The organism is Agromyces sp. NPDC058110 (assembly GCF_042884735.1).
GTDB lineage: Bacteria > Actinomycetota > Actinomycetes > Actinomycetales > Microbacteriaceae > Agromyces.
Window position 1 is genome coordinate 31,978 of record NZ_JBHVTI010000008.1, and the last position, 25,358, is coordinate 57,335.

At 72.0% G+C, this 25,358-nt stretch carries 23 protein-coding genes and 1 tRNA gene; 10 read left to right on the forward strand and 14 right to left on the reverse strand.

The genetic code is table 11. From position 1 onward, the window contains the following. Positions 1-9 precede the first annotated feature (9 nt). Positions 10-1,209 carry a Na+/H+ antiporter NhaA gene (locus ACFVS8_RS18390; protein ID WP_387065658.1) on the forward strand — a complete coding sequence of 400 codons (1,200 nt, stop codon included), beginning with the start codon at positions 10-12 and terminating at the stop codon, positions 1,207-1,209. A 170-nt stretch (positions 1,210-1,379) separates the two neighbouring features. Further along, a complete protein-coding gene (gene gdhA / locus ACFVS8_RS18395; RefSeq protein WP_387065661.1) occupies positions 1,380-2,741 on the forward strand; it encodes an NADP-specific glutamate dehydrogenase in 1,362 nt (453 codons plus the stop codon). Between the two features lie 90 nt (positions 2,742-2,831). Here gdhA and mfd read toward each other — a convergent pair whose 3' ends face one another. Further along, positions 2,832-6,527, reverse strand: a complete 3,696-nt coding sequence (gene mfd / locus ACFVS8_RS18400; protein WP_387065664.1) for a transcription-repair coupling factor — start codon at positions 6,525-6,527, stop codon at positions 2,832-2,834. A 136-nt stretch (positions 6,528-6,663) separates the two neighbouring features. Between mfd and ACFVS8_RS18405 the strand changes: the two genes are divergently transcribed. Then, a complete protein-coding gene (locus ACFVS8_RS18405) occupies positions 6,664-7,410 on the forward strand; it encodes a ribonuclease H (RefSeq protein WP_387065666.1) in 747 nt (248 codons plus the stop codon). A 140-nt stretch (positions 7,411-7,550) separates the two neighbouring features. Beyond that, positions 7,551-8,138: a trimeric intracellular cation channel family protein gene (locus ACFVS8_RS18410; RefSeq protein WP_387065669.1), complete on the forward strand. Its 588-nt coding sequence runs from the start codon at positions 7,551-7,553 to the stop codon at positions 8,136-8,138. A gap of 19 nt (positions 8,139-8,157) precedes the next feature. Here ACFVS8_RS18410 and pth read toward each other — a convergent pair whose 3' ends face one another. From pth to ACFVS8_RS18450, 8 genes are all read right to left on the reverse strand, one after another. Continuing rightward, the gene (pth, locus tag ACFVS8_RS18415; RefSeq protein ID WP_387065672.1) at positions 8,158-8,790 is read right to left on the reverse strand and encodes an aminoacyl-tRNA hydrolase; all 633 of its coding nucleotides are present in this window, start codon (positions 8,788-8,790) and stop codon (positions 8,158-8,160) included. A 143-nt stretch (positions 8,791-8,933) separates the two neighbouring features. Continuing rightward, positions 8,934-9,560 carry a 50S ribosomal protein L25/general stress protein Ctc gene (locus ACFVS8_RS18420; RefSeq protein ID WP_387065675.1) on the reverse strand — a complete coding sequence of 209 codons (627 nt, stop codon included), beginning with the start codon at positions 9,558-9,560 and terminating at the stop codon, positions 8,934-8,936. A gap of 209 nt (positions 9,561-9,769) precedes the next feature. Further along, complete coding sequence (locus ACFVS8_RS18425; protein WP_387065678.1) at positions 9,770-10,861, reverse strand: zinc-binding dehydrogenase; 1,092 nt, start codon at positions 10,859-10,861, stop codon at positions 9,770-9,772. A gap of 54 nt (positions 10,862-10,915) precedes the next feature. Further along, complete coding sequence (locus ACFVS8_RS18430) at positions 10,916-11,647, reverse strand: fumarylacetoacetate hydrolase family protein (RefSeq protein WP_387065681.1); 732 nt, start codon at positions 11,645-11,647, stop codon at positions 10,916-10,918. Beyond that, on the reverse strand, positions 11,647-12,420 hold the full coding sequence (locus ACFVS8_RS18435; RefSeq protein WP_387065684.1) for an SDR family oxidoreductase: 774 nt from the start codon (positions 12,418-12,420) through the stop codon (positions 11,647-11,649). The genes ACFVS8_RS18430 and ACFVS8_RS18435 overlap by 1 nt, the downstream gene beginning before the upstream one ends. Further along, positions 12,417-13,829: an MFS transporter gene (locus tag ACFVS8_RS18440; RefSeq protein WP_387065686.1), complete on the reverse strand. Its 1,413-nt coding sequence runs from the start codon at positions 13,827-13,829 to the stop codon at positions 12,417-12,419. Before ACFVS8_RS18440 ends, ACFVS8_RS18435 begins: the two co-directional genes overlap by 4 nt. Before the next feature lie 288 nt (positions 13,830-14,117). Beyond that, positions 14,118-14,921: an IclR family transcriptional regulator gene (locus ACFVS8_RS18445; protein ID WP_387065689.1), complete on the reverse strand. Its 804-nt coding sequence runs from the start codon at positions 14,919-14,921 to the stop codon at positions 14,118-14,120. A gap of 31 nt (positions 14,922-14,952) precedes the next feature. Then, entirely contained in the window at positions 14,953-16,011 is a 1,059-nt protein-coding gene (locus tag ACFVS8_RS18450) for a D-2-hydroxyacid dehydrogenase (RefSeq protein WP_387065692.1), read from the reverse strand. Positions 16,012-16,135: 124 nt separating this feature from the next. Between ACFVS8_RS18450 and ACFVS8_RS18455 the strand changes: the two genes are divergently transcribed. The 5 genes from ACFVS8_RS18455 to ACFVS8_RS18475 all read left to right on the forward strand — a co-directional run bounded on the left by ACFVS8_RS18455 (position 16,136) and on the right by ACFVS8_RS18475 (position 19,777). Next, positions 16,136-17,065 carry an NAD(P)-dependent oxidoreductase gene (locus ACFVS8_RS18455; protein ID WP_387065694.1) on the forward strand — a complete coding sequence of 310 codons (930 nt, stop codon included), beginning with the start codon at positions 16,136-16,138 and terminating at the stop codon, positions 17,063-17,065. A gap of 83 nt (positions 17,066-17,148) precedes the next feature. Next, entirely contained in the window at positions 17,149-18,606 is a 1,458-nt protein-coding gene (gndA, locus tag ACFVS8_RS18460) for an NADP-dependent phosphogluconate dehydrogenase (protein ID WP_387065697.1), read from the forward strand. Between the two features lie 106 nt (positions 18,607-18,712). Then, on the forward strand, positions 18,713-19,069 hold the full coding sequence (locus ACFVS8_RS18465) for a YidH family protein (protein ID WP_387065699.1): 357 nt from the start codon (positions 18,713-18,715) through the stop codon (positions 19,067-19,069). Positions 19,070-19,076: 7 nt separating this feature from the next. After that, positions 19,077-19,418, forward strand: a complete 342-nt coding sequence (locus ACFVS8_RS18470) for a DUF202 domain-containing protein (protein ID WP_387065702.1) — start codon at positions 19,077-19,079, stop codon at positions 19,416-19,418. Further along, on the forward strand, positions 19,415-19,777 hold the full coding sequence (locus ACFVS8_RS18475; RefSeq protein WP_387065704.1) for a hypothetical protein: 363 nt from the start codon (positions 19,415-19,417) through the stop codon (positions 19,775-19,777). The genes ACFVS8_RS18470 and ACFVS8_RS18475 overlap by 4 nt, the downstream gene beginning before the upstream one ends. Positions 19,778-19,817: 40 nt before the next feature. Here the strand turns inward: ACFVS8_RS18475 and ACFVS8_RS18480 are convergent, their stop codons facing one another. From ACFVS8_RS18480 to ACFVS8_RS18500, 5 genes are all read right to left on the reverse strand, one after another. Beyond that, positions 19,818-20,312 (reverse strand): hypothetical protein, encoded by a 495-nt coding sequence (locus tag ACFVS8_RS18480; RefSeq protein ID WP_387065707.1) that lies wholly within the window; start codon positions 20,310-20,312, stop codon positions 19,818-19,820. Positions 20,313-20,324: 12 nt separating this feature from the next. After that, entirely contained in the window at positions 20,325-22,025 is a 1,701-nt protein-coding gene (locus tag ACFVS8_RS18485; RefSeq protein WP_387065710.1) for a long-chain-fatty-acid--CoA ligase, read from the reverse strand. 6 nt (positions 22,026-22,031) lie between these two features. Then, the gene (locus ACFVS8_RS18490) at positions 22,032-23,066 is read right to left on the reverse strand and encodes a ribose-phosphate diphosphokinase (protein ID WP_387065713.1); all 1,035 of its coding nucleotides are present in this window, start codon (positions 23,064-23,066) and stop codon (positions 22,032-22,034) included. A 14-nt stretch (positions 23,067-23,080) separates the two neighbouring features. Next, positions 23,081-24,517, reverse strand: a complete 1,437-nt coding sequence (gene glmU / locus ACFVS8_RS18495) for a bifunctional UDP-N-acetylglucosamine diphosphorylase/glucosamine-1-phosphate N-acetyltransferase GlmU (protein WP_387065716.1) — start codon at positions 24,515-24,517, stop codon at positions 23,081-23,083. Between the two features lies 1 nt (position 24,518). Then, positions 24,519-24,590: transfer RNA gene (locus ACFVS8_RS18500), tRNA-Gln, on the reverse strand. Positions 24,591-24,714: 124 nt separating this feature from the next. On the opposite strand from ACFVS8_RS18500, the gene ACFVS8_RS18505 reads away from it, so the two are divergent. Continuing rightward, positions 24,715-25,206 carry a MarR family winged helix-turn-helix transcriptional regulator gene (locus ACFVS8_RS18505; RefSeq protein WP_387065719.1) on the forward strand — a complete coding sequence of 164 codons (492 nt, stop codon included), beginning with the start codon at positions 24,715-24,717 and terminating at the stop codon, positions 25,204-25,206. Positions 25,207-25,358: the final 152 nt, after the last annotated feature.

Genomic DNA, 25,358 nt, shown 5'->3' on the forward strand with positions numbered 1-25,358 from the left:
TGGAGCCCCATGAAGATCCTCAGATCCGAGCGATGGTCGGCCGTCCTCCTGCTGATCGCCGCGATCCTCGGCCTGGTGCTCGCGAACCTCTCGTTCGGCCCGGCGCTGGTCGAGCTGAAGACCGCGCACATCGACATCCCGTGGCTCGGACTCGACCTCTCGGTCGGCCACTGGATCAGCGACGGCCTGCTCGCGATCTTCTTCTTCATCGTGGCCGTCGAACTCAAGCGCGAGCTCGTGATCGGCGAGCTCAACTCCCTCTCGAAGGCCCTGCTGCCGGCGATCGCCGCGGTCGGCGGCGTGCTCGTGCCGGCGCTCATCTACGTCGGCTTCACGCTCGGAACCGACACGGTCGACGGATGGCCCATCCCCACCGCGACCGACATCGCCTTCGCGCTCGGCGTGCTCGCCGTGTTCGGCAGGTTCATCCCGACGCGCGTGCGCGTGTTCCTGCTCGCGCTCGCCGTGCTCGACGACCTCATCGCGATCCTCATCATCGCGTTCTTCTTCACGAACGACGCGAACCTGGCGTTCATCGGGCTCGCGGCGATCACCATCGCGCTGTTCGGCGCGTTCAGCCGAATGCTGAAGCCCCGGTCGGCCTGGGTGCTCGCACGCAGGCCCCAGCTGCCGATCATGCTCGTGCTCTGGGTGCTCGCGGCGCTCAGCTGGTACTTCATCTACCAGTCGGGCGTGCACGCGACGATCGCGGGCGTCGCGCTCGGCTTCGTGATGGCCCGCCGCCCCGGCGGCCGCGCGGTGCACGGGCTCGAGCCGTACTCGAACGGCATCATCCTGCCGCTGTTCGCCCTGTCGGCGGCCATGGTGCCCGTGCCGCAAGTGCGCCCGAGCGACCTCGACCCCGCCTTCTGGGGCATCCTCGTCGGCCTGCCCGTCGGCAAGATCGTCGGCATCATGCTCATCGGCGGCATCGGCACGTTCTTCGCACGCAAGCGCACGGGCGCGAGGCTCACGCTCGGCGATCTCGCGATGGTCGGCACGCTCGGCGGCATCGGGTTCACGGTGTCGCTGCTCATGAACGAGCTCGCCTTCGCCGGCAACGTCGACGTCGCCAACGAGGGCACCCTCGCGGTGCTGCTCGGCTCCGGCATCGCGATCGTGCTCTCGGGCATCGCCGTGACCGTCAGGTCGAACCAGTACCGGAGGAAGGGCGCGGCCGGCGGGCCCGGCGGCCCGTTCTCGCGCTGAACGGCGACGCCGATCGGATGCCGCGGGGCCGGCCCCGCGGCATCCGTCACATTCGTCGGGGGTGCGAGCCGAGCGCCATAGTGTGGAATCGGCCCGATACCGGCCGACCCCGCCCGGCTTCCCGCAGGCGGGTCCGCACCGCGCCCGCCCGGGCGAGAAAGCCGTACCGCATGAGCACCTCCACCCTCGTCGCCCTTCCCGCCGCCGTCCAGCCGGTCTACGACACGGTCGTCGCCCGGAATCCGCACGAACCCGAGTTCCAGCAGGCCGTGCACGAGGTGCTCGGGTCGATCGCGCCCGTGCTCGAGCGGCATCCGAAGTTCGTCGAGGCCGGCGTGCTCGAGCGCATGGTCGAGCCCGAGCGCCAGATCATGTTCCGCGTGCCGTGGGTCGACGACGCGGGCCGGCTGCAGGTGAACCGCGGATTCCGCGTGCAGTTCTCGTCGGTGCTCGGGCCCTACAAGGGCGGCCTCCGGTTCCACCCGAGCGTGAACCTCTCGATCATCAAGTTCCTCGGCTTCGAGCAGATCTTCAAGAACGCGCTCACCGGGCAGGGCATCGGCGGTGCGAAGGGCGGCAGTGACTTCGACCCCCGCGGCCGCAGCGAGGCCGAGATCATGCGCTTCTGCCAGTCGTTCATGAACGAGCTCTACCGCCACCTCGGCGAGCACACCGACGTCCCGGCGGGCGACATCGGCGTCGGCGCACGCGAGATCGGGTTCCTCTTCGGTCAGTACCGCAAGATCACGAACCGGCACGAGTCCGGCATGTTCACCGGCAAGGGCGTGCAGTGGGGCGGCGCGGAGGTGCGCACCGAGGCGACGGGCTACGGCGCGGTCTTCTTCGCCGACGAGATGCTCGGGGTGCACGGCGACTCCCTCGCCGGCAAGCGCGTCGCGGTCTCGGGCTCGGGCAACGTCGCGATCTACGCCATCTCGAAGGCGCACCAGCTCGGCGCCACGGCCGTCACCGCATCGGACTCGTCGGGGTTCGTGGTCGACGAGGCCGGCATCGACGTCGACCTGCTGCGCCAGGTGAAGGAGGTCGACCGACTGCGCATCTCGGCGTACGCGTCGCAGCGGCCCGGGGCCCGGTTCGTCGAGGGCGCCCGCCCGTGGGAGATGCCGGTCGACGTCGCGATCCCCTCGGCGACGCAGAACGAACTCGACGAGTCGGACGCCCGCGCGCTCGTGGCAAACGGCGTGCGCGTGGTCTCCGAGGGCGCGAACATGCCGTCGACGCCCGAGGCCGTCGCCGTCTTCCAGGCGGCCGGCGTGCTCTTCGGCCCGGGCAAGGCCGCGAACGCCGGCGGCGTGGCGACCTCGGCGCTCGAGATGAGCCAGAACGCGGCCCGCCAGCGCTGGAGCTTCGACGACAGCGAGGCGCGCCTGCGCGAGATCATGCGGGGCGTGCACGCGTCGGCCTTCGAAGCCGCCGAGCGCTACGGCCGCCCGGGCGATTACGTCGTCGGCGCCAACTCCGCCGGCTTCGAGCGCGTCGCGCACGCGATGGTCGCGCAGGGCGTCATCTGAGCGGATGCCGCATGGCGGGCGCGTCGGCTTCGGCCGGCGCGCCCGTTCACGTCTCGGGCCCGCGCCGCCGCGCTCGGCCTCGCGGCAGGCTCAGGCCGACGAGGCCCCCGCCGCGGCATCCGCCGTCTCGGGCAGCGGGAAGATCGCCGCGATCAGGGTCGAGACCCACTCGATGAGGTCGGCGTCACCGGGCATCTCGCCGCCGCGCATCGGGAACGGCACGAGGATGACGTCGTTCTGGGCGAAGTGCTTGGCCCCCGGGTACATGCGTTCGAGGCGCACCCGGCGCGAGTCGGGGATGCCCGCCGGGGCGATGCGGAGCTTCGACCCGGTCGCGATGACGTCGGAGAGCCCGGCGAGCTGCGCCTGCCGGCGGAGCCGCGAGACGGCGACGAGGTTCTTCACCGCCTCGGGCGGCGTGCCGTAGCGATCGACGAGCTCGTCGACGACGTGGCCGAGCTGCTCCTCCTTCGCGGCCGGTCCGCTCGCGGCCGACAGCTTCTGGTACGCCTCGAGGCGCAGGCGCTCGGAGTCGACGTAGTCCTCGGGGATGTGCGCGTCGATGGGCAGCTCGAGCCGCAGCTCGGTCTGCCCCTCGGCCACGTCGCCACGGAACGTCGACACGGCCTCGCCGATCATGCGCAGGTAGAGGTCGAACCCGACGCCCGCGATGTGGCCGGCCTGCTCGCCGCCGAGCAGGTTGCCCGCGCCGCGGATCTCGAGGTCTTTGAGGGCGACCTGCATGCCAGACCCGAGGTCGTTGTTGGCGGCGATGGTCGCGAGCCGGTCGTGCGCGGTCTCGGTGAGCGGCTTCGACGGATCCCAGAGGAAGTACGCGTAGGCGCGCTCGCGGCCGCGGCCGACGCGCCCGCGCAGCTGGTGCAGCTGGCTGAGGCCGTACTTGTCGGCCCGGTCGATGATGATCGTGTTCGCGTTCGAGATGTCGAGACCGGTCTCGATGATGGTCGTCGAGACCAGCACGTCGAACTTGCGCTCCCAGAAGTCGACCACGATCTGCTCGAGCACGTGCTCGTTGAGCTGGCCGTGGGCGACCGCGATGCGCGCCTCCGGCACGAGTTCGGAGAGCTGCGCGGCGACCCGGTTGATCGACGAGACCCGGTTGTGCACGAAGAAGACCTGCCCCTCGCGCAGCATCTCGCGGCGGATGGCGGCGGCGACCTGCTGCTCGGAGTACGGGCCGACGAAGGTGAGGATCGGATGGCGGTCTTCGGGCGGGGTCGCCAGGGTCGACATCTCGCGGATGCCGGTGACCGCCATCTCGAGCGAGCGCGGAATGGGCGTCGCGCTCATCGCGAGGATGTCGACGTTGGTCTTGAGCTTCTTCAGCGCGTCTTTGTGCTCGACGCCGAACCGCTGCTCCTCGTCGATGATGAGCAGGCCCACGTCTTTGAACACGACCTTCTCGGTGAGGATGCGGTGGGTGCCGATGACCATGTCGACGGTGCCGTCGGCGAGGCCCGCGATGGTCTCGCGCGCCTCCTTGTCGGTCTGGAACCGGCTGAGGGCGCGCACGTGCACGGGGAACCCGGCGAACCGCTCGGAGAACGTCTCGAGGTGCTGCTTGACGAGCAGCGTCGTCGGCACGAGCATCGCGACCTGCTTGCCGTCTTGGATCGCCTTGAACGCGGCACGCACCGCGACCTCGGTCTTGCCGAAGCCGACGTCGCCCGCGAGCAGGCGGTCCATGGGGATCGGCCGCTCCATGTCGGCCTTGATCTCGTCGATCGTCTGCAGCTGGTCGGGGGTCTCGGTGAACGGGAACGCCTCTTCGAGCTCGTGCTGCCACGGGGTGTCCGGCCCGAACGCGTGCCCCTTCGCCGCCATGCGCGCCGAGTACAGCTTCACGAGCTCGACCGCGATGTCGCGGACCGCCTTGCGCGCCCGGCCCTTGGCCTGCGCCCAGTCGCTGCCGCCCATCTTCGACAGCGCGGGCGCCTCGCCGCCGACGTAGCGCGAGAGCAGGTCGAGCTGGTCGGTGGGCACGAACAGGCGGTCGCCGGCCTGCCCGCGCTTCGACGGCGCGTACTCGAGCACGAGGTACTCGCGCACGGCCTTCGGCTGCTGCGCGATGCCCGCGGTGCGGCTCGGGCCCGTGGGCCGGCTGCCGGTCGCCACCTCGCGCTGCATCATCTCGACGAAGCGGCCGATGCCGTGGGTCTGGTGCACGACGAAGTCGCCGGCCTTGAGCTGCAGCGGGTCGACGACGTTGCGACGCCTCGTGGCCAGCTTGGCGCTGCGTCGGGCCTCGTAGCCCGCCGCCCGACCGTAGAACTCGGCTTCGGCGACGAGGCCGAGTTTCGCCTCGGGCACCTCGAACCCGCGGGCCGCGCCGGCGCGGACGAGGTAGGCGACGCCCGGCTCGAGCTCGGCGGGGACCGCCTCGACCACCCGCGCCGCGAGACCGGCTTCGGCGAGCACGTCGCGCGCGCGTTCGACGAGCCCCTGCCCCTCGGATGCCACGACGAGGCTCCAGCCGTCGCCCAGGCGGGCGGCGACATGCTCGACCGCACCCGCCACGTTGCCCGCGAAGCTCGGCATCGCGTCGGCCGCGACCCGCACGTACTCGGACGCGATGCCGGCGGCGGCCTCGGCCGCGTCGCCGCTCGACGAGGCCGCGACCACGGCTGCGGCGTCGCCCATGTCGAAGTTCGAGAAGGTCCACCACGCGCGCTTCGGGTCGGGCTCGCCGGGGGCGCTGAACAGCGTCGCCTCGCGGAACTCGCGCACCGAGAGGAAGTCTCCGGAGGCGAGGTCGATGGGCGCGTCGGCACCGACGGTCGCCGCGCTCCACGCCGCGCCGAGGAACTCGCGGTTCGTCTCGGCCAGGCTGACCGCGCGCCCCGTCACCCGCTCGGGCTGCAGCACGGCGACCGCCGCCCCGAGCGGCAGGTAGTGCGCGAGCGGCACCAGGCGTTCGAGCAGTGCGGGCGCGAGGGACTCCATGCCCTCGACGGGGATGCCCTCCGCGATCTTCTCGAGCATGCCGGCCATGCTCGGGAACTCGTGCACCATCTCGCGGGCGCGCTGGCGCACCGACGGGGTCAGCAGCAGCTCGCGGCTCGGCGCGAGCACGACGCGCTCGACGACGTCGGGCAGCGAACGCTGGTCGGCCACCGAGAACGCGCGGAGCTCCTCGACCTCGTCGCCGAAGAACTCGACCCGCACGGGATGGTCGGCCGTCGGCGGGAACACGTCGAGGATGCCTCCGCGGAGCGCGAACTCGCCGCGCCGGGAGACCATGTCGACCCGCGCGTAGGCGAGGTCGACGAGCGTGCGGGCGATCTCGGCGAGGTCGTGGCCCCGCCCGCCGGCCGTGAGCTCGATGGGGGCGTGATCGGTGAGGTTGTCGGCGAGCGGCTGCAGCGCGGCGCGCACCGAGGCGACGACGACGAGCGGATGCCGCGCGCCCGCCGCCTGCCAGTCGCGCATGCGCCGGAGCGCATGGAGTCTGCGCCCGACGGTCTCGGCCGACGGGCTCAGCCGTTCGTGCGGCAGGGTCTCCCACGCGGGGAACTCGAGCACCTCCGCGCCGTCGAGGTAGGGCGCGATCGCCGTGCGCACCTGTTCGCCCTCGCGGCTCGTGGCCGTGATGACGAGCAGTGCCGGCGCGAGGCCGGCCTCGGTGCGGCGCTGGAGCAGTCCGGCGAGCAGCGGCGCGTCGAGGCCGTCGGGTGCGGAGAAGTCGGCGCTGCGCAGGGCCTCGGCCAGCGCGCGTTCGATCGTGGAGGCGCGCGAGAGCGCCGTGTTCAAGCCCTGCAGGATCACCCGAAGAGTCTACGCGCGGCCTCCGACACGTCGGCCGGGCGAGCGCGCGGCGGGCACGCGGCGAGCACGCGGCGGCACGCCGTCGGCGGCGCCCGATACGATGGGCGCCGCACCGACCCCGCATGGAGGAGACCCCGTGATCACTGCCGCCGCCGACGGATCCGCCCTCGGAAACCCCGGCCCCGCCGGGTGGGCCTGGTACGTCGACGACGACCGCTGGGCCGCCGGCGGGTGGAAGCACGCGACGAACAACCAGGGCGAGCTGAAGGCCGTGCTCGAGCTCTTCCGCGCGACCGCGCACCTCGACGACGAGCTGCTGGTGCTCTGCGACAGCCAGTACGTCATCAACTGCATCACGAAGTGGATGCCGGGCTGGAAGCGCAAGGGCTGGCGCAAGGCCGACGGCAAGCCCGTGCTCAACGTCGACCTGCTGCAGGAGCTCGACGACGAGCTCGTCGGCCGGCGCTACCGCTTCGAATGGGTCAAGGGCCACGTCGGACACCCCATGAACGAGGCCGCCGACACCCGCGCACGTGCGGTCGCCGAGGCCTTCCGCAGCAGCCGGCAGATCCCGTCGGGGCCCGGCTGGAGCGACGACGGAGCGCCCGCGGCCGACGCAGACCGTGCGGCCGGCCGCGAGGCGACGCCCGACCGCGACCTCGATGGCGTCGAGCCCGACCTCGACGCGGCATCCGTCATCGACGCGTCGGTGCCCGCCGTCGCGCCGGGCGAAGACGACGACGCCCTCTTCTCGTTCGACGACGCGCCCGACGCCTGGCACCAGCTCACGGTGGAGCTCTCGACCGAGGAGCACGACCGCCTGCTGCAGCTCGCCCGCGCCGCCGGCGTGCCGCCGGAGGAGTACCTGCGCTCGCTCATCTGAGCGTCCGCCGCGTCGGAGCCCGTCGGTGCGCCTGCCGCCTCGGGCACGGCGCGCGGTCGACACTGGCCCCATGGACCCATCGACCGACGCGGACCGTGCCGTTCGGCCGCGCGCCGCGCGTCTCGCCTTCGATCTGGCGGATGTCGCGGGCACGGCCGTCTTCGCCGTGGGCGGGGCCGCGATCGGCATGGCCGCCGGCCTCGACCTACCTGCTCGGCATCGTCGTCGTCGGCTTCTCCACCGCGCTCGTGGGCGGCGTGCTGCGCGACCTGCTGCTCGGCGATGCGCCGCCGGCGGCGTTCCGATCCCCGTTGCGGCTGACGGTCGCGATCCTCGGCTCGCTCGCCGCGATCCCGTTCCGCCCCGTGCTCGAGGCGGGTTCGGGAATCGTGGTCGTGCTCGACGCGATCGCCCTCTCGCTGTTCGCGGTCGCGGGCGCCGAGAAGGCGCTCGCCCTGCGCTCGAACGCGATCGTCGCCGTCGCCCTCGGCGCCATCACCGCCGTCGGCGGCGGCGTGGTGCGCGACGTGCTCATCGGGCGCACGCCGATCGTGCTGTCCGAGAGCTTCTACGCGAGCGCGGCGATCCTCGGCGCCCTCGCGACGGTGCTCGCGACCCGACTGCGACTCGACGTGCGATGGGCGATGGACCTGGGCTTCGTCGTCTGCCTCGCGTCGCGGCTGGCCGCGATCGCGTTCGACTGGCAGTTGCCGGTCTTCACGGCCTGACGCCGCGACGGGCCGCGGCTCAGGAGGGCGAGTGGAACTTCTGCTGCGCCGCCACGAGACCCACGTCGGCGATCGCCTCGACGGCGTCGGCGGCATCCGAGATCAGGTTGGGCAGCGTCGAACGCTCGGTGCCCGAGAAGTCCTTCAGCACGTAGTCGGCGGCGTCCTGGCGGCCGGGCGGGCGGCCGACGCCGACCCGCACCCTCGTGAAGTCGGCGTTGCCCGTGGCCTTCAGGATGTCGCGGATGCCGTTGTGCCCGCCGTGCCCGCCGCCCGACTTCAGCCGTACGGTGTCGAACGGGATGTCGAGCTCGTCGTGCACGACGATGAGCCGGTCGGGCTCGAGGCCGGTGAACTTGAGCAGCGCCGACACGGGGCCGCCCGACGTGTTCATGTAGCCGTTCGACTTGGCGAGCACGAGCTTGGGGCCGCCCGGCCGCAGGAACCCCTCGGCGACGCGCGACGGTGTCTTGTGGGTCTTGAACGCGGCCCCGATGCGGCTCGCGAGCTCGTCGACGACCATCTGGCCGACGTTGTGCCGGTTGCCGGCGTACTGGGTTCCGGGGTTGCCGAGGCCCACGACGAGCCAGGTGTTCGCGGCCACGGTGGGGTCTTCCTTCCGGCGGGGGCGGAACAGGTCGGTCAGACCCATGGTCGGCCTCCGTTCGATGCGGGGGCGAGCCGGGGCTCGCGGGCGGTCGGTGCTGCGGGGCGGGAACGGAACGGGCCCGCGGCCCGCATCCGAGCGTACCCGGATGCGGTGCCGCAGGCCCGATCGGCGTGCGTGCGCTGAGGTTACTCGGCGGCAGCCTCTTCGGCGGGAGCCTCGGCCTCAGCCTCGGCCTCGCCCTCGGCCTCGCCGGCCTCTTCGCCCAGGTCGACCTTCTGCGGGGTGTGCACGTTGACGACGAGCGACTCGCCGTCGGTGACGAGCGAGGCGCCCTTGGGCAGCTCGACGTCCTTGGCGTGGATCTGGGTGCCCTCTTCGAGGCCCTCGACCGAGACGACGACGCTCTCGGGGATGTGGGTCGCCTCGACCTCGAGCGTGAGGGTGTGCGAGTCGACGTCGGCGATGGTGCCGGCCGCGGTCTCGCCCTCGAGGTGCACGGGGACCTCGACCTGGACCTTCTCGCCCTTCTTCACGACGATGAGGTCGATGTGCTCGATGATCTGGTGCACGGGGTCCTTCTGCACGTCCTTGACGAGCACGAGCTGGCCCTTGCCGGCGATGTCGAGGTCGAGCACGGCGTTCGCCTTGCGGATGAGCAGCGCGACCTGGTGGCCGGGCAGCGTGACGTGCTGGGGGTCGGTGCCGTGACCGTAGATGACGGCGGGGATCTTGCCGGCGGCGCGGATCTTGCGGGCCGCGCCCTTGCCGAACGCGTCGCGGACGTCTGCGACGACCTTGTTGTCTTCAGCCATGATGTCTCTCCTTGCGGGCCCAAGCTCGTGTGCTCTGGCGGCCCAGATCGTGTGTCTGATGTCTTCAACTCGAACGCCGCTGCATGCACGATGCGCGGATGCGTGAGGAAATAGCCGTGGAGCCTGCTCCCACCGCGTCGATCACGGATGCCGATGCCGCCCGATCTCGCGGGCGACGAGGCATCCCTCGCCGAAGTTCGCAGACGAGTCTACCCGATGGAGCCCTGGCTCGAGTCGACGGCCAGATCGACGGTCGGATCGGCCGCCGCAGCGGCCGTGAAGTCGAGCAGCACCTTCGACGACACCGAGGCGTCTGCGGCGATGCCGAACGCCTCGACCGCCTGCTCGGCGGGCAGCACGTGCGTGACGATGCCCGAGACGTCGAGGGTGCCGTCGGCGAGCGCCGCGATGACGTCGTCGAACTCGTCGGCGAAGCGGAACGACCCGGTCAGGGTGAGCTCGCGCGTGATCGCGGTCGCGATGGCGGCGGGCACGTCGCCGGCGCGCTGGAGCCCGAGCAGCACGACGGTGCCGCCGCGGCGGCAGGCGGCGATCGCGCTCGCGAGGCCGGGCACGGTGCCGCTCGACTCGACGACGACGTCGGCGTGCAGCTCGGCGATGGCCGCGGCATCCGTCGCGTCGATCGCGATCGCGCCGTGCTGCCGGGCGAGGTCGCGCGGCAGCTCGTGCAGGTCGGTCGCGAAGACCTCTGCGGCGCCGTGGTGACGGGCGACCGCGACGACGAGCTGGCCGATCGGCCCGGCTCCGATGACGAGCACCCGCTTGCCGCGCACGTCGCCGGCCCGCTCGAGGCCGTGCCAGGCGACGGCCGCGGGCTCGGCGAGCGCGGCCGCCTCGAGCGGGAGCGCGTCGGGCACGGCGTGCAGCAGGCGCGTCGGCAGCGCCACGCGTGCGGCGAATCCGCCCTGCGTGTGCGGCAGGTGCAGCGCCGAACCCAGGTAGCTCGACCCGGGTGCGAGGTTCGGCCGGTCGGCGGGCCAGGGCGTCGATCCGTCGCCCTTCGGCGTGAGGGGGTGCACGGCCACGCGAACGCCGACGCGCGGCCCGGAGCCGTCGGCGGCGGCGGCCACGACCGTGCCGGCGATCTCGTGTCCGAGCACCATGGGCTCGCGCAGCACGGATGCGCCGGCGGCTCCGTGCCGCCAGTAGTGCAGGTCGGAGCCGCACACGCCGCCGTAGGCGATCTCGACGACCGCCTCGTCGGCGCGGGGCGCGGGTTCGGGCAGCGCTTCGACGCGCAGGTCGTCGGCAGCGTGGGCGACGACGCCGAGGTTCGGCACGGGGTTCCTCCTGGGTGGGTGGTCGGCGGGCATGCCCCGGCTGGGTCGCCGGGGTCAGCGCGTGGGCGTCACGAGTCGCACGCCGGCGACCTCGATCTCGACGATCGCCCCGGGGTCGATGGGCGCCTGCGAGGTCGGCGCCCCGGTCATCACGACGTCGCCGGGCCCGAGGGTCGTCCACGCGGCGAGGTAGGCGAGGCACTCGCGCGGCGATGCGGGCAGCGTGCGGCTGCTCGTCGCGCCGGCGAGCACGCCGTCGACGAAGAACTCGAGCGAGACGTCGTCGAGGTCGGCGTCGGTGTCGATCACGGGGCCGAGCGGCGTGTAGCCCGTTCCGGCCTTCGGTTCGAAGTTGCGCGGGTCGAACGCGGCGCGATCGGGGCTCGAGAGGTCGTTCACAGCTGTGACGCCGAGCACGAACTCGTGGGCGTTCTCGGCCGTGAGCCCGGTGGTGTCGCGGCCGATGACGAGCGCGATCTCGCCTTCGGCGACCGTGACGCCCGCGTCGCGGCGCAGCGCGACGGGCACGCCGGAGGCGACGACCGTGCGCGGGCTCTTGAGCCACGCCTGCACGGGCGACGCGTGCTCGGGCCCGTTCTGGGCGATGCCCACGACGACGAGCGGCTCGCACGGCGGAAGGAGCTCGCCGAGGAGGAGGGCCCCAGCGTCGACCGGGTCCCTCCCCTCGGCGAACGCGGTGTACGGGTTCTCGATCGGCACCCAGCCGTCGGCGGACTCCCGCACGTGAACGGGCCCGACGGGCGTGGCGAGTCTGGCGATGCGCATCAGACCACCGCCGTCATGCCGCCGTCGACGTGGATCGTCTGGCCGTTCACGAAGTCGCTCGCGCTGCTCGCGAGGAAGACGAGGGCGCCGACGAGGTCGTCGACCCTCCCCCATCGCCCGGCAGGGGTGCGCCCGCGCACCCAGGCCGAGAACTGCTCGTCGGCGACGAGCGCCCGGGTGAGCTCGGTCTCGAAGTACCCGGGCGCGATGGCGTTGGCCTGCACGCCGTGCGGCGCGAGGTCGGCGCAGAGCCCCTTGGTGAGCATCACGATCGCGCCCTTGGTCGCCGCGTAGGGCGCGATCGAGGGCCGGGCGAGCAGCGACTGCACGCTGCCGATCTGGATGAGCTTCCCGGAGCCGCGCTCGATCATGCCGCGGGCCACGCGACGCGAGAGGTGGAACGCGCTCGTGAGGTTCGTCTCGAGGAGGTCGTGCCAGTCCGCGTCGGTGAACTCGGCGATCGGCGCGCGGCGCTGGATGCCCGCGTTGTTCACCACGATGTCGGGTGTGCCGAGCTCGGCCTCGATGGCGGCGATGCCCGCGTCGACGGCCGCGGCATCCGTCACGTCGAAGACGGCGCTGAGCGTGCGCGCCCCGGTCGCGTCGGCGATCTCGCCCGCGGCGCGCGCCGCCTTGGCCGAGTCGCGGCCGTGCACGACGACCGTGGCACCGGAGGCCGCGAGGCCGCCCGCGAGCGCCCGCCCGATGCCCTGGCTCGACCCGGTCACGAGCGCGAGGCGCCCGGTCAGGTCGAAGGCGGCGGGGCCGGTCACCACTGGATCGTCCGGATCGAGAGCGTGGTCGCGTCGACGTCGTCGCCCGACTCGGTGCTCGAGACCTTGATCGCGTCGTCGGTGCGGGTGAGGTCGCGGCGCAGCGTCTCGGGCACGAGGAACGTCGAGGCCGTGGTGATGAGCGCGAGCACGATCATGTAGATCGCGAGCAGGAGCCAGTTGCCGTCGCTCACGGCGATCAGGTAGGCGCCGAGCACGCCGGCGACACCGCCGGCCAGCACGGCCGAGAGCTCGCGGGCCATGGCGACGCCGAGGTAGCGGTGGCGGTTGCCGAAGAGTTCGGGCAGCATCGCGCACTGCGGGCCGAGCATGGTGTTCACGGCCACGCCGATGCCGACGGCGATCGCGATGATGGCGATCGGGTAGCTCCCGAGCGAGATGAGCCACCAGGCGGGCACCGCGTAGAGGAGCATGAAGACGGCGCCGAAGCGGTAGACCTTGCGGCGGCCGACGCGGTCGGAGATCGCGCCCGTGAGCGGCACCGAGAAGATGCCGATGAGCGAGCCGAGCGTGACGCCCCAGGTGAGCAGGCTCTTGTCGGCCTCGGGGCCGACGACCGACACGAAGAACGCGAGCGCGAGCGCCTGGAACATGTAGGAGCCGCCGTTCTCGGCCATGCGCAGGGCGATGCCGACGATGACGCCCGGCAGGCCCTTGGTGAAGATCTCCTTCACGGGCTTCTCGGCGATCTGCTCGTGCTGCTCGAGCTCGACGAACGTCGGGGTCTCCTTCAGGCGCATGCGGATGAAGAGCGCGACGAGGATCAGCAGGAACGACGCGAGGAACGGCACGCGCCAGCCCCAGGTGAGCAGCGCCTCCTCGGGCAGCAGCGTGATGAGGCTGAAGACGAGCGCGGCGAGCAGCGTGCCGGCCTGGATGCCGATGAACGGCAGCGCCGAGAAGAAGCCGCGGCGGCGCACGGGCGCGTACTCGGCCATGAGCACGGTCGAGCCGGCCTGTTCGGCGCCCGCCCCGAAGCCCTGCAGCAGGCGCATCGTGACGAGCAGGATCGGCGCCCAGATGCCGATGGCCTCGTAGGTCGGCAGGAGGCCGATCGCGGTCGAGGCGCCGCCCATGAGCATGATCGTGACGACGAGCACCCACTTGCGGCCGAGCTTGTCGCCGAGGCGACCGAAGAAGAGGCCGCCGAAGGGGCGTGCGAGGAAGCCGACGCCGTAGGTCGCGAACGCGGCGACGGTGGCCATGGCCGGGTCGTCCTGCGGGAAGAACAGCACGTTGAAGATCAGCGCGGTCGAGAGGCCGTACAGCGCGAAGTCGAAGTACTCCAGCGCACTGCCGATGCTCGACGCGTAGGTCGCGCGCTTGAGGTTCGCGGCGTACTCGGGATCGTCGTTCACCGCGGTCGGTGCGGGGGCGGTACCGGTCATGTCCTATCTCCTTTGATCGGCTCGCTCGGGGGCGATGTCCGCCACTGTACCAACCAGATGTACAGAGTTCAACACCTTGAACAACTTTCAGCACCGACGGATGTCTCGGGGCCGATCGTCGGGCGCGACGAAGCGCCGTGCGTGCCTCATGCACGGACAGCGGCGGATGCCGGTGGGCAGGCGTCAGCCCGCCCGACCAGCCGGGTGCTCAGCGGGTTCGAGCGCCGCTCAGCGGGTTCGAGCGCCGCTCAGCGGGTTCGAGCGCCGCTCAGCGGGTTCGAGCGCCGCTCAGCGGGTTCGAGCGCCGCTCAGCGGGTTCGTCAGGCGCGCCGCGGCGTCGACGAGCGCGGCGGCCACCGACGCGACCCGGCCGGGCGTCGCCTCGGCCACCGGGAGCGCGACGCCGAGCGCGAGGCTCGGGTCGCTCGGCGCCCATCCCTCGAGCGGCACGGCGACGCCCACGATGCCGGGGAAGGACTCCCCGTCGTCGAGGGCCCAGCCGCGATCGCGCGCGGCGGCGAGCTTCACGAGCAGGTCGGGGATGTCGCGGATGCTGCGGTCGGTGAGCCGGGGGAACGGCGCCGTGGCCTCGAGGAGCGTCGCGACATCCGCATCGCTCATCGGCATCAGCAGCGCGTTGCCCGTCGCGCTCAGGGCCGCGGGCAGGCGCGAGCCGAGCGGCGTGCCGAACCTGACGCTGCGCGAGCCCTCGTGCCTGGCGAGGTAGAGCGCCTCGGTGTCGTCGAGCATCGCCACCTGCACGACCTCGTGCACGAGCACGGGCGAGGTCTCGCAGACCGTGTAGAACTCGCGCACCTGGCTGAACTGGGCCGCGTACGCCCCGCCCAGCTCGATCGTGCGGCGGCCGAGCTGGTAGCCCAGCGGCACGCGCTGCACCATCGAGGCGGCCTCGAGCGCGAGGCAGAGGTTCATGGTCGACGACTTGGCGAGCCCCAGCCCGCCGGCGATCTCGGTGAGGGTCAGCGGCCCGGGCGACTCGGCGAGCAGCCCGAGGATCGCCATGCTGCGCGTGACGGCGGGGGCCGGGTCGCGGCCCTGGCGGTCGGCCTTGGCGTCGGCTTCCTCGGACATGCCATCCCCTCCGTCCGCGGCGAGCGCGGGATCAGTAGAACTCGACCGTGTCCACCACGCTGCGCATCGGCAGCCCGTCGAGGAACCGGGAGGCGTCGTCGGCGAACCGCCGGGCGATGCGCTCCTCCTCCTTGCGCGAGAGCGCCGCGGTGTGCGGACTCACGAGCACGGAGGGGTGCGACCACAACGGCGACTCCACCGACAGCGGCTCGGACTCGAAGACGTCGAGCGCGGCGAAGCCGACCCGCCCGTCGTCGAGCGCCGTGATGAGCGCCGCCTCGTCGATCACCGTACCGCGCCCGACGTTCGCGACGATCACGCCCGGCCGCACGGCGCGGAGGATCCGCTCGCCCACGAGGTGGTGAGTCGCCTCCGTTCCGGGCAGCGTCGTCACGATCGCGTCGACCAGGCCCACCGCGGCCTCGAGCTCCTCGATCGGCACGAGCCGGTCGACGCCCTCGACCGGCGCGCCGCTGCGCGTGGTGCCCCAGATGCGCGCGCCGAGCGCACTGAACCGGCGGGCGCACTCGGCGCCGATGCCGCCGAGGCCCACCACCAGGACCGTCATCTCGTCGAGCTGGCGCATCTCCCAGCGCTCGGGCCAGACCTTGGCGCGCTGGTCGTCGAGCAGCCTCGGCAGATGCTTGGCCCCCGCCAGCACGCCGAACACGGCGAACTCGGCGAGCGGGCCGCCGTGCACCCCGGCGCTCGTGGTGAACGCGATGCGGTCGAGCTGTTCGCGGTCGAGGCCGGCCGCCTTGACCTGGCTGCCCCCGCCGGCCGCGGTCGTCATGACCCACCGGAGCCCGGGATTGGCGCGGGCCGTGCGCGCGAGGGCGGCCGGCTCGACGTCGGGGATGCCGAACAGCACGTCGGCCGAGTCGACCATCGCGTCGAACTCGGTCTGCTCGGCCGGCGTGCGCACGTGCGCAGGGTCGCCCGACCAGTCGGCCGGACCGCGCATCGGACGCACGAGCGCGTGATCGCGCACGAGCTCGAGCCTCGGTTCGAGGTCCTCGACGAGGCGGCAGAGCTGCTCCGGCAGCGGCACCGCCACCACGGCGCGCAGGCGGTTGTTCGTGTCGGGCATCCGGTCTTCCCCTTCGTTGCGGCGGGCCATGCAGGCCCCTCCGGCGCGGTCTGGGGTCCAGCATACCCGATGTTCAGTCAGTTGAACCATGTACGACTGGTTGTCTTGCGGGTAGGATGTCGGCATGTCCAACGCCGAACATCCCGCATCCGCCACGCATCCTCCCGTCGCCGCGCCCACCGTGGGCATCATCGGGCTCGGCTCGATGGGCGGCCGCATGGCCGAACGCCTCATCGACTCCGGTGCCCCCGTGATCGTCAACGCCCGACGGCCGCAGCCCGAGTTCGTCGCACGCGGCGCCGCCTGGGCCGAGACCCCGCGCGAACTCGGCCGCCGCGCCGACGCCGTGCTCGCGATGCTGCCCGACCTGCCGCAGCTCGAGCAGGTGCTCGACGGGCCCGACGGCCTCCTCGCGGGCCTCCTCGAGCGCGACGCGGACTCGCTGCTCATGATCGGCTCCACCTCGTCGGCGCCCGAGGTGCGCGCCCTCGCCGAACGGCTGGCCGCGGCATCCGACGGCCGCATCCACGTCGTGGACTGCCCCGTGTCGGGCGGGGAAGACGGCGCGAGGGCCGGGACCCTCTCGATCATGCTCGGCGGGACCGAGGCCGACGCCCGTCGCGCTGCCGCCCTGCTCGCACCGTGCGGCACGCCCGTGCACCTCGGGCCGCTCGGCGCCGGCGAGGTCGCCAAGGCGTGCAACCAGCTGATCGTGTCGGCCACGATCCTGGCGCTCGGCGAGGCCGCGGTGGTCGCCGAACGATCGGGTCTCGACCTCGAGGCGCTCTTCGGGCTGCTGTCCGGCGGGTACGCCGGCTCGAACCTGCTCGCGAGCCGCAAGGCCAAGCTCGTCTCCGGCGACGACTCGCCCTCGGGCATCGCCGAGTACATGGTCAAGGACCTGCGGTTCGCCGCCGAGGCCGCGGCCGCCACCGGAACCGACCCGGTGCTGCTGCCGACGCTGCGCGCCGCGTTCGACGAACTCGTCGCGCGCGGGCTCGGCGGGCGCGACATCTCGGTCGCCCGCCGATTCGTGGCCGAGCGGTCGTCGTGACCTCTCAGCAACAGCGCGCAACGGTGAGGCCCGCTCACAGTACGCTTGAGTCATCCCCAGCAAACTTCACGAGGAGTGTGTTCGTGCCTGAAGCCGTAGCCAACATCGGAGTCGTGGGACTCGCCGTCATGGGTTCGAACCTCGCCCGCAATCTCGCGAGCCGCGAGGGCAACACGGTCGCCGTGTTCAACCGCTCCTACGAGCGCACCGCGACGCTGCTCGAAGAGCACCCCGAGGCCGGCTTCGTCGGCGCCGAGACCTACGACGAGTTCGTCGCCTCGCTCGCCAAGCCCCGCACCGCGATCATCATGGTGCAGGCCGGCAAGGGCACCGACGCCGTGATCTCGGAGCTCGCGAGCCGCTTCGAGCCGGGCGACATCATCGTCGACGGCGGCAACGCGCTGTTCACCGACACCATCCGCCGCGAGAAGGCCGTGCGCGAGACCGGCATCAACTTCGTCGGCGCGGGCATCTCGGGCGGCGAGGAGGGCGCGCTCAACGGCCCCTCGATCATGCCCGGCGGCTCCGACGAGTCGTGGGTCACGCTCGGCCCGATCCTCAAGTCGATCGCCGCGGTCGCCGAGGGCGAGCCCTGCGTCACGCACATCGGCCACGACGGCGCCGGCCACTTCGTCAAGATGATCCACAACGGCATCGAGTACGCCGACATGCAGCTCATCGCCGAGGCCTACGACCTCATCCGCCGCGGCACGGGCAAGTCCCCCGCCGAGATCGCCGAGGTCTTCGCCGAGTGGAACCGCGGCGAGCTCGAGTCCTACCTCATCGAGATCACCGCCGAGGTGCTGAAGCAGGTCGACGCCGAGACCGGCGAGCCGCTCGTCGACGTCATCCTCGACGAGGCGGGCTCCAAGGGCACCGGCGTCTGGACCGTGCAGACCGCGCTCTCGCTCGGCACGCCCGTGTCGAACATCGCCGAGGCGGTCTTCGCCCGCGGCCTGTCGTCGCACCCCGAGCAGCGCGCCGTCGCGAAGGGCCTCGCCGGCCCCGACGAGGCCGACCGCATCCCGGCCGACCAGGTCGATGCGTTCATCGAAGACGTGCGCCTCGCGCTCTACGCGTCGAAGATCGTCGCCTACTCGCAGGGCTTCGACGCGATCCGCGCCGGCGCCAAGGAGTACGACTGGAACATCGACCTCGGCGCCGTGTCGAAGATCTGGCGGGGCGGATGCATCATCCGCGCGCAGTTCCTGAACCGCATCGCCGACGCCTACGACGAGACGCCCGACCTCGAGCTGCTCCTGTCCGCGCCCTACTTCGCCGAGGCGTTCACGCGCGCCCAGACCGCATGGCGCCGCGTCGTCGTGCGCTCGGTCGAGACCGGCATCCCGGCGCCCGCGTTCGGCTCGTCGCTCGCCTACTACGACGGCCTGCGCGCCGACCGGCTCCCCGCCGCGCTCGTGCAGGGCCAGCGCGACTTCTTCGGCGCGCACACCTACAAGCGCATCGACAAGGAGGGCGTGTTCCACACCCTCTGGTCGGGCGACCGCACCGAGATCGCCACGACGCCGTCGACGCACTGATCCCGACTCGCGGGTAACCTTGGCCCCGGGCTCACGCCCGGGGCCGAGGCCGTTTCCGGGGCGCGACGCCACCCCGACCCGGTCCGACGACGACGAATGAGGGCAGATGCGCAGGCCGAAGTGGCAGGAACAGGGCGAAGACCCCGACTACCGCTTCACGCTCGCGAACGAACGCACGTTCCTCGCCTGGATCCGCACCGCGCTCGCCCTGCTCGCCGGCGGCGTGCTGCTCTTCGAGTTCGCCCAGCAGATCGGGCCGCGAGTGGTCGTGCTGATCCTCGCGATCGGACTCGCGATCGTCGCAGCGCTGCTCGGCGGGCTCTCGTACGTGCGGTGGCGGTCGAACGAGGTCGCGATGCGCACCGGCCGGCCGCTCCCGCACAGCCTCGTGATCCCACTCCTCTCCGCCGTGGCGCTGCTCGCGGCAGCCGTGATCGCCGTTCTGATCCTGGTCTCCCGATGAGCCGCGCATGACCGTCGAAACGCACGCGGGCCTCCCCCGCGACCCCGGCCTCCAGCCCGAGCGAACCGCGCTCGCCTGGAGCCGCACCGGACTCGCCATCGCGGTGAACGCGGTGCTGGCGCTCCGCGACGGCCTGAGCTCGGACCAGCCCGCGCTCTCGGCGGCGGGCGTCGTGCTGTTCGTGCTCGCGGCCGTCGCGATCGCGCACGGCGCCGTGCGCCGTCGGCAACTCGACGCCCGCCGCGAGGTCGTGCCCCCCTCTCCTGCGGTCATGCTGGGCGTCACCGCAACCGTCCTGCTCGCGGCCGTCGTGGGCATCATCTCCATCACGATCGAGGCAACCCGATGACCGACGAACACCCCGAACTCGCCGGATACGAACCCGTCGACCGGCCGAGGCGCCCCGGGCGCCAGCGCGCGATCCGGATCGCGGTGCTCGTCGCCCTGGCCGGCATGGTGCTGCCGATCGTGCTCTCGACGTTCTCGGTCGCGAACTCGACCGCCCGGTCGTCGTGCGCCACGTTCGCCGCCGCCGCGACCGGCACCGCGCGCGGCGAGGTCTCGACCGACGTGCCGTTCGAGCTGTTCGCGGCCGGCGGTCCCGGCTGGCAGTGCTACGTGGTCACCGAGAACGGCGACCACCGGCATCTGGCGAACTTCGGGCTGTTCCCGGCCGCACCGCGCTACGGGGTCGGCACGAACACCTGATGCATTCCGCCGCGGCGCGTCGTGCGATCGGGCGTTCGCGTCACTCCGTCGCCGCGCCCGTGTCGTCGTCGAAGAACACCCGCTTGTACGACCGCCCGTCGGGCAGCGTGACCGTGCGCGCCTCGACGAGCCCGCGGTTCACGCGCTGGTAGATCGCGTTCGGCGTCACGCCGAGGCGCTTGGCCGCCTCGGAGACGCTCTCGCCAGGCAGGTCGGTGGGCACGCTCGACGGGCGTTCGCGCTTGCGGCGCCGGCTCGCCTCCTGCCGCTCGGCGATGGCGTCGTCGTCGCCCGCCCAGCGGTACTTGGCCGCCGACGGGCTGAGTCCGGCGGCCTCGGCCACATCATCCCAGCCGGCGCCCGCCGCGACCGCCTCGCGGGCGGCCTCGAGCGATGCGGGATCGGCCTCGAGCGCCGCGACGAGTGCACGGATGCCCCGCAGCCGGTCGAGCGGTGAGGCCGACCCCGTACCGGCATCGAGTGCCGCGAGCGCCGAGAGGGCGGCCGCGGCATCCGACGACAGGAACGAGGGCATACCGGGGTCCGTTCAGCCCTTGAGGAGCTGCTCGCGCACCTGACGGCGGATGACCTTGCCGATGAGGGAGCGCGGCAGCTCGTCGATCTCGACGACGCGCTTGGGCACCTTGTACGGCGTGAGGCGCTCGCGGGCGAACTCGCGGATCGCCGCCTCGTCGAGGCGCTGGCCCTCGGCGAGCACGACCGCGGCGACGACCTGCTCGCCCGAGTGCTCGTCGGGCAGGCCCACGACCGCCACGTCTTCGATGCCGGGGTAGGTGCGCAGGGCCTCTTCGACCTCGGTGGGTGCGACGTTGAAGCCGCCCGTGATGATGAGCTCCTTGATGCGGTCGACGACGCGCACGAAGCCCGCGTCGTCGATCGTGACGATGTCGCCCGTGCGGAACCAGGGCGCACCGCCGTCGGGGTCGGCGACGAACACGGCCTCGGTCTCGACCGGCTTCTTCCAGTACCCCTGGAAGACCTGCGGTCCGCGAACGACGAGTTCGCCCTCGCCATCGGCGGGGACGTCTTGCGTCGGGTTCTCGGGGTCGACGACGCGGCACTCGGTCGAGGGCAGCGGCAGTCCGATTGTGCCGGCGCGGCGGTTGGACGCCACCGGGTTCGCCGAGATCACCGGCGAGCACTCCGAGAGGCCGTAGCCCTCGACGAGCATGCCGCCGGTCGCGGCCTCCCACGGCTCGACGACGGCCGGCGTGAGCGCCATGGCGCCCGAGATCGCGATCTGGATGCCCTCGAGCGAGACGCCCTTGGCGGCCGCGGCCTTGGTCAGCCGGTCGTAGATCGGCGGCACGGCCGGCAGGAACGTCGGCGGCCGCTTCTTGATGACGGGCAGCACGAGGTCGGGGTCGAACTTCGGGAACAGCACGAGGCGCGCGCCCATGCTCATCGCGAACGTCAGGCAGAGCGTCAGCCCGTAGGCGTGGAACATCGGCAGCACGGCGTAGACGACGCAGTTGCCGCGCTCGATCGTCGGCACCCAGGCACGCGACTGCGCCGCGTTCGCGAGCAGGTTCAGGTGGGTCAGCGTCGCACCCTTGGGCGAGCCGGTCGTGCCGCTCGTGTACTGGATGAGGGCGACATCGGATGCCTCGGGCGCGACGACGCGCGGCTGCACGCGCTCGGCGACGCGGAGCTCCTCCCAGGTCGACGTGCCCTTGACGCCGGAGGTGAGGGCGGCGCGCGATTCGCGGGCCTTGGCGATCGGCAGCTTGAGCGCGAACCGGGTCAGGAACGGCATCGCGCGCGTCACGTCGACCGAGACGATGTGCTTCACGCCGACGTCGTCGGGGAACTCGCGGATCGTGTCGACCACGTTGTCCCAGGCGATCGCGAAGCGGGCGCCGTGGTCTTCGAACTGATGGCGCAGCTCGCGCGGGGTGTAGAGCGGGTTGTGCTCGATGACGATGGCGCCGAGACGCAGCACCGCGTAGAACGCGACGATGTGCTGCGGGCAGTTCGGCAGCACGATGGCGACCGTGTCGCCCTTCTGCACGCCGAGCAGACGCAGGCCCTCCGCGGCGCGCTCGACCTGCTCGCCGAGGTCGGCGTAGCTCGTCTCACGGCCGAAGAACTCGAGCGCGATGCTCGACGGGTGCTCGGCGACCGAGGTCGCGAGCAGGTCGTAGAGCGAGCCCTCTGGCAGCTCGAGCTCCTGCGGAACGCCGTCGGCGTAGCTCGCGAGCCAGGGCCGGGGGGTGGTGATGCTCATCGGGTGCTACGCCTCGCCGTTGAACATGCTCGTGACCGAGCCGTCTTCGAAGACCTCGCGGATCGCGCGACCGAGCAGCGGCGCGATCGAGAGCACGGTGAGCTCCGGCCACCGCTTCTCGCCCGTGAGCGGCACGGAGTCGGTCACGACGACCTGGTCGATCGAGGAGTCCTGCAGGCGCTCGGAGGCGGGGGCGCTGAAGATCGCGTGCGTGGCTGCGACGATGACCTTGTCGGCGCCGTTCGCCTTGAGCGCCTGGGCCGCCTTCACGATCGTGCCGCCGGTGTCGATCATGTCGTCGACGAGCAGGCACACGCGACCGTCGACGTTGCCGACGATCTCGTGCACGGTGACCTGGTTGGCGACCTTCGGGTCGCGGCGCTTGTGGATGATCGCGAGGGGCGCACCGAGGTCGTCGGCCCACGTGTCGGCGACGCGGACGCGGCCCATGTCGGGCGAGACCACGGTGAGCTTCGCGCGGTCGTCGGGCGAGAGCGTCTCCTCGAAGTGCCGCAGCAGCACCGGCTTGGCGAACAGGTGGTCGACGGGGCCGTCGAAGAAGCCCTGGATCTGGGCGGCGTGGAGGTCGACGCTCATGATGCGGTCGGCTCCGGCGGTCTTCAGCAGGTCGGCGACGAGCCGCGCGGAGATCGGCTCGCGTCCGCGGCCCTTCTTGTCCTGCCGCGAGTACGGGAAGTACGGTGCGACGACGGTGATGCGCTTGGCCGAGGCGCGCTTCAGCGCGTCGAGCATGATCAGCAGCTCCATGAGCCACTCGTTGACCGGCGGGCCGAACGACTGCACGACGAAGACGTCGCAGCCGCGCACCGAGACCTCGAACCGCGTGTAGATCTCGCCGCTCGCGAACGTGCGGTGCTCGGTCGGCGCGAGCTCGGTGCCGAGCACGGCCGCGACGCGCGCGGAGAGGTCGGGATCGCTCCGGCCCGACACGACGACGAGACGCTTCTTCGTCTTCGCCTCGAGGCCGGGTGCGATGTTGTTCTCGAGGTCGAGGTCGACGACCTTCTTCTTGCGGCCCATTGTTCGCCTTCTGCTCACTCGCCTGGTTCGTCGGACACGGCGTCTGCGGCCGCGCGGGCGGCCGCCGTTCCCGGTCGATGCTGCTCGACCCAACCCTCGATGTTGCGTTGTGGCGCAACGCTGAGGGCCAGTGCTCCGGCCGGCACGTCCTTGCGGACGATCGCGCCGGCCCCGGTCTTCGCGCCCGCCCCAAGCCTAACCGGCGCGACGAGCACGGTGTGAGAGCTCGTGTGCACGTGGTCGCCGACCTCGGTGCGGTGCTTGTGCACGTCGTCGTAGTTGGCGGTGATGGTGCCCGCGCCGAAGTTCACGCCCTGCCCGATGGTCGCGTCGCCCACGTACGACAGGTGCGGCACCTTGCTGCCCGTGCCGATCTGCGCGTTCTTCGTCTCGACGAACGCGCCGATCTTGCCGTCGGCGCCGAGCACGGTGCCCGGGCGGAGGAACGAGAACGGGCCGACCGTCGCGCCGGCGCCGATGACGGCGAGCGTGGCGTCGGTGCGGCGCACGTCGGCGTTCTCGCCGACCTCGCAGTCGGTGAGCGTCGTGCCGGGGCCGACCACGGCGCCCGTCTCGATGACGGTCGCGCCCTTGAGCTGCGTGCCGGGGCGGATCGTGACGTCCTGCGCGATGCGCACGGTGAGATCGATCCACGTGGTGGTCGGGTCCTCGATCGTGACGCCGTTCAGCTGCCAGCCTCGGATGATGAGCGCGTTCAGGCGGGCGGCGGTCTCGGAGAGCTGGGCGCGGTCGTTGATGCCGGCCACGAGCCACGGCTCGGAGACGGGCACGGCCTCGACCTCGGAGCCCGCGGTGCGCAGCAGCTGGATGACGTCGGTGAGGTACTTCTCGCCCTGCGCGTTGTCGGTCGTGAGGTTCGCGAGCTGGTCGCGCAGCGCCGCGGCGCCGAACGCGTAGATGCCGGCGTTGATCTCGCCGATGCCGCGCTCGGCCTCGTTCGCGTCCTTCTGCTCGACGATGCGGTCGAACTGGCCCGCGGTGTCGCGCACGATGCGGCCGTACCCGGTCGGGTCGTCGTAGAGCGCCGACATGACGGATGCCGCGGCGGCACGCTCGCGGTGCAGCCCGAGGAATCCGGCGAGCGTGTCGGCGTTCAGCAGCGGCACGTCGCCGTTCAGCACGAGCACCTCGCCGTCGAAGTCGGCGGGGAGCGCTTCGAGCGCCTGCTCGACCGCGCGGCCGGTGCCCGGCATCTCGTCCTGATCGACGATGCGCACGCCGGGCAGTTCGGCCTCGACGGCGGCGGCGACGCGGTCGCGCTCGTGCCGCACGACCGCGATCACGTGCGCGGCGTCGAGCGCGCGCGCGGTGGCGAGCACGTGTCCGACGACCGGCGCGCCCGCGAGCGGGTGCAGCAGCTTGGGCGTGGCGGACTTCATGCGCGTGCCCTGGCCTGCGGCGAGCACGATGATGGCGAGGTTCTGATCCATGCTCCGCCACCAGGATTCGAACCTGGACCGAACAGCTCCAAAGGCTGTCGTGCTGCCGTTACACTATGGCGGACCACCCGGGCGACGCGCGCACGAGCGGCCTCCAGTCTGCCAGACGCACCGCGGTGTTCGATGCGTCGACGCCGAGGTCCGCCGTGCGGCGCGCGCACCCGGCCGGGCCGCGGGATACTGGTCGGATGACGCATGCCGACGAGGTCGATCGCATCGTCGAGGACTGGGAGCGCGAACGCCCCGACCTCGACTTCGCACCGCTGCAGGTGCTCTCGCGCGTGGCCCGACTCTCGAAGCACCTCGACCGCGCCAGGCGCCAGGCGTTCGCCCGGTCGGAGCTCGAGGCGAGCGAGTTCGACGTGCTCTCGGCACTGCGTCGCGCCGGCGCGCCGTTCCGCCTCTCCCCCAAGCAGTTGCTGCAGCAGACGCTCGTCTCGAGCGGCACCATGACGAACCGCATCGACCGACTGGCCGAGCGCGGCCTCGTGAGCCGGCAGACCGATCCGAACGACGGCCGAGGGATCCTCGTCGAGATGAGCCCGGCCGGACTCGCGCGCGTCGACGCGGCGATCACGCGACTCGTCGACGCCGAGGCGGAGCTGCTCTCGAGCCTCCCCGCCGGCGAGCAGAAGCGGCTCGCCGGCCTGCTGCGCAAGCTGAGCCTCGGCTTCGACTGAGCGACCGACCACCGCGCGAGCTGCGACGGCCGACGACGGCGGACGGATGCCGCGGGCGGCCGCTTGCGACGTCCGCGCATCCGTTCTGCCTGCCTGCCGACTCTGCCTGCCGATTCGGAATTGATAATGATTTTCATTAACGATAGCGTCGC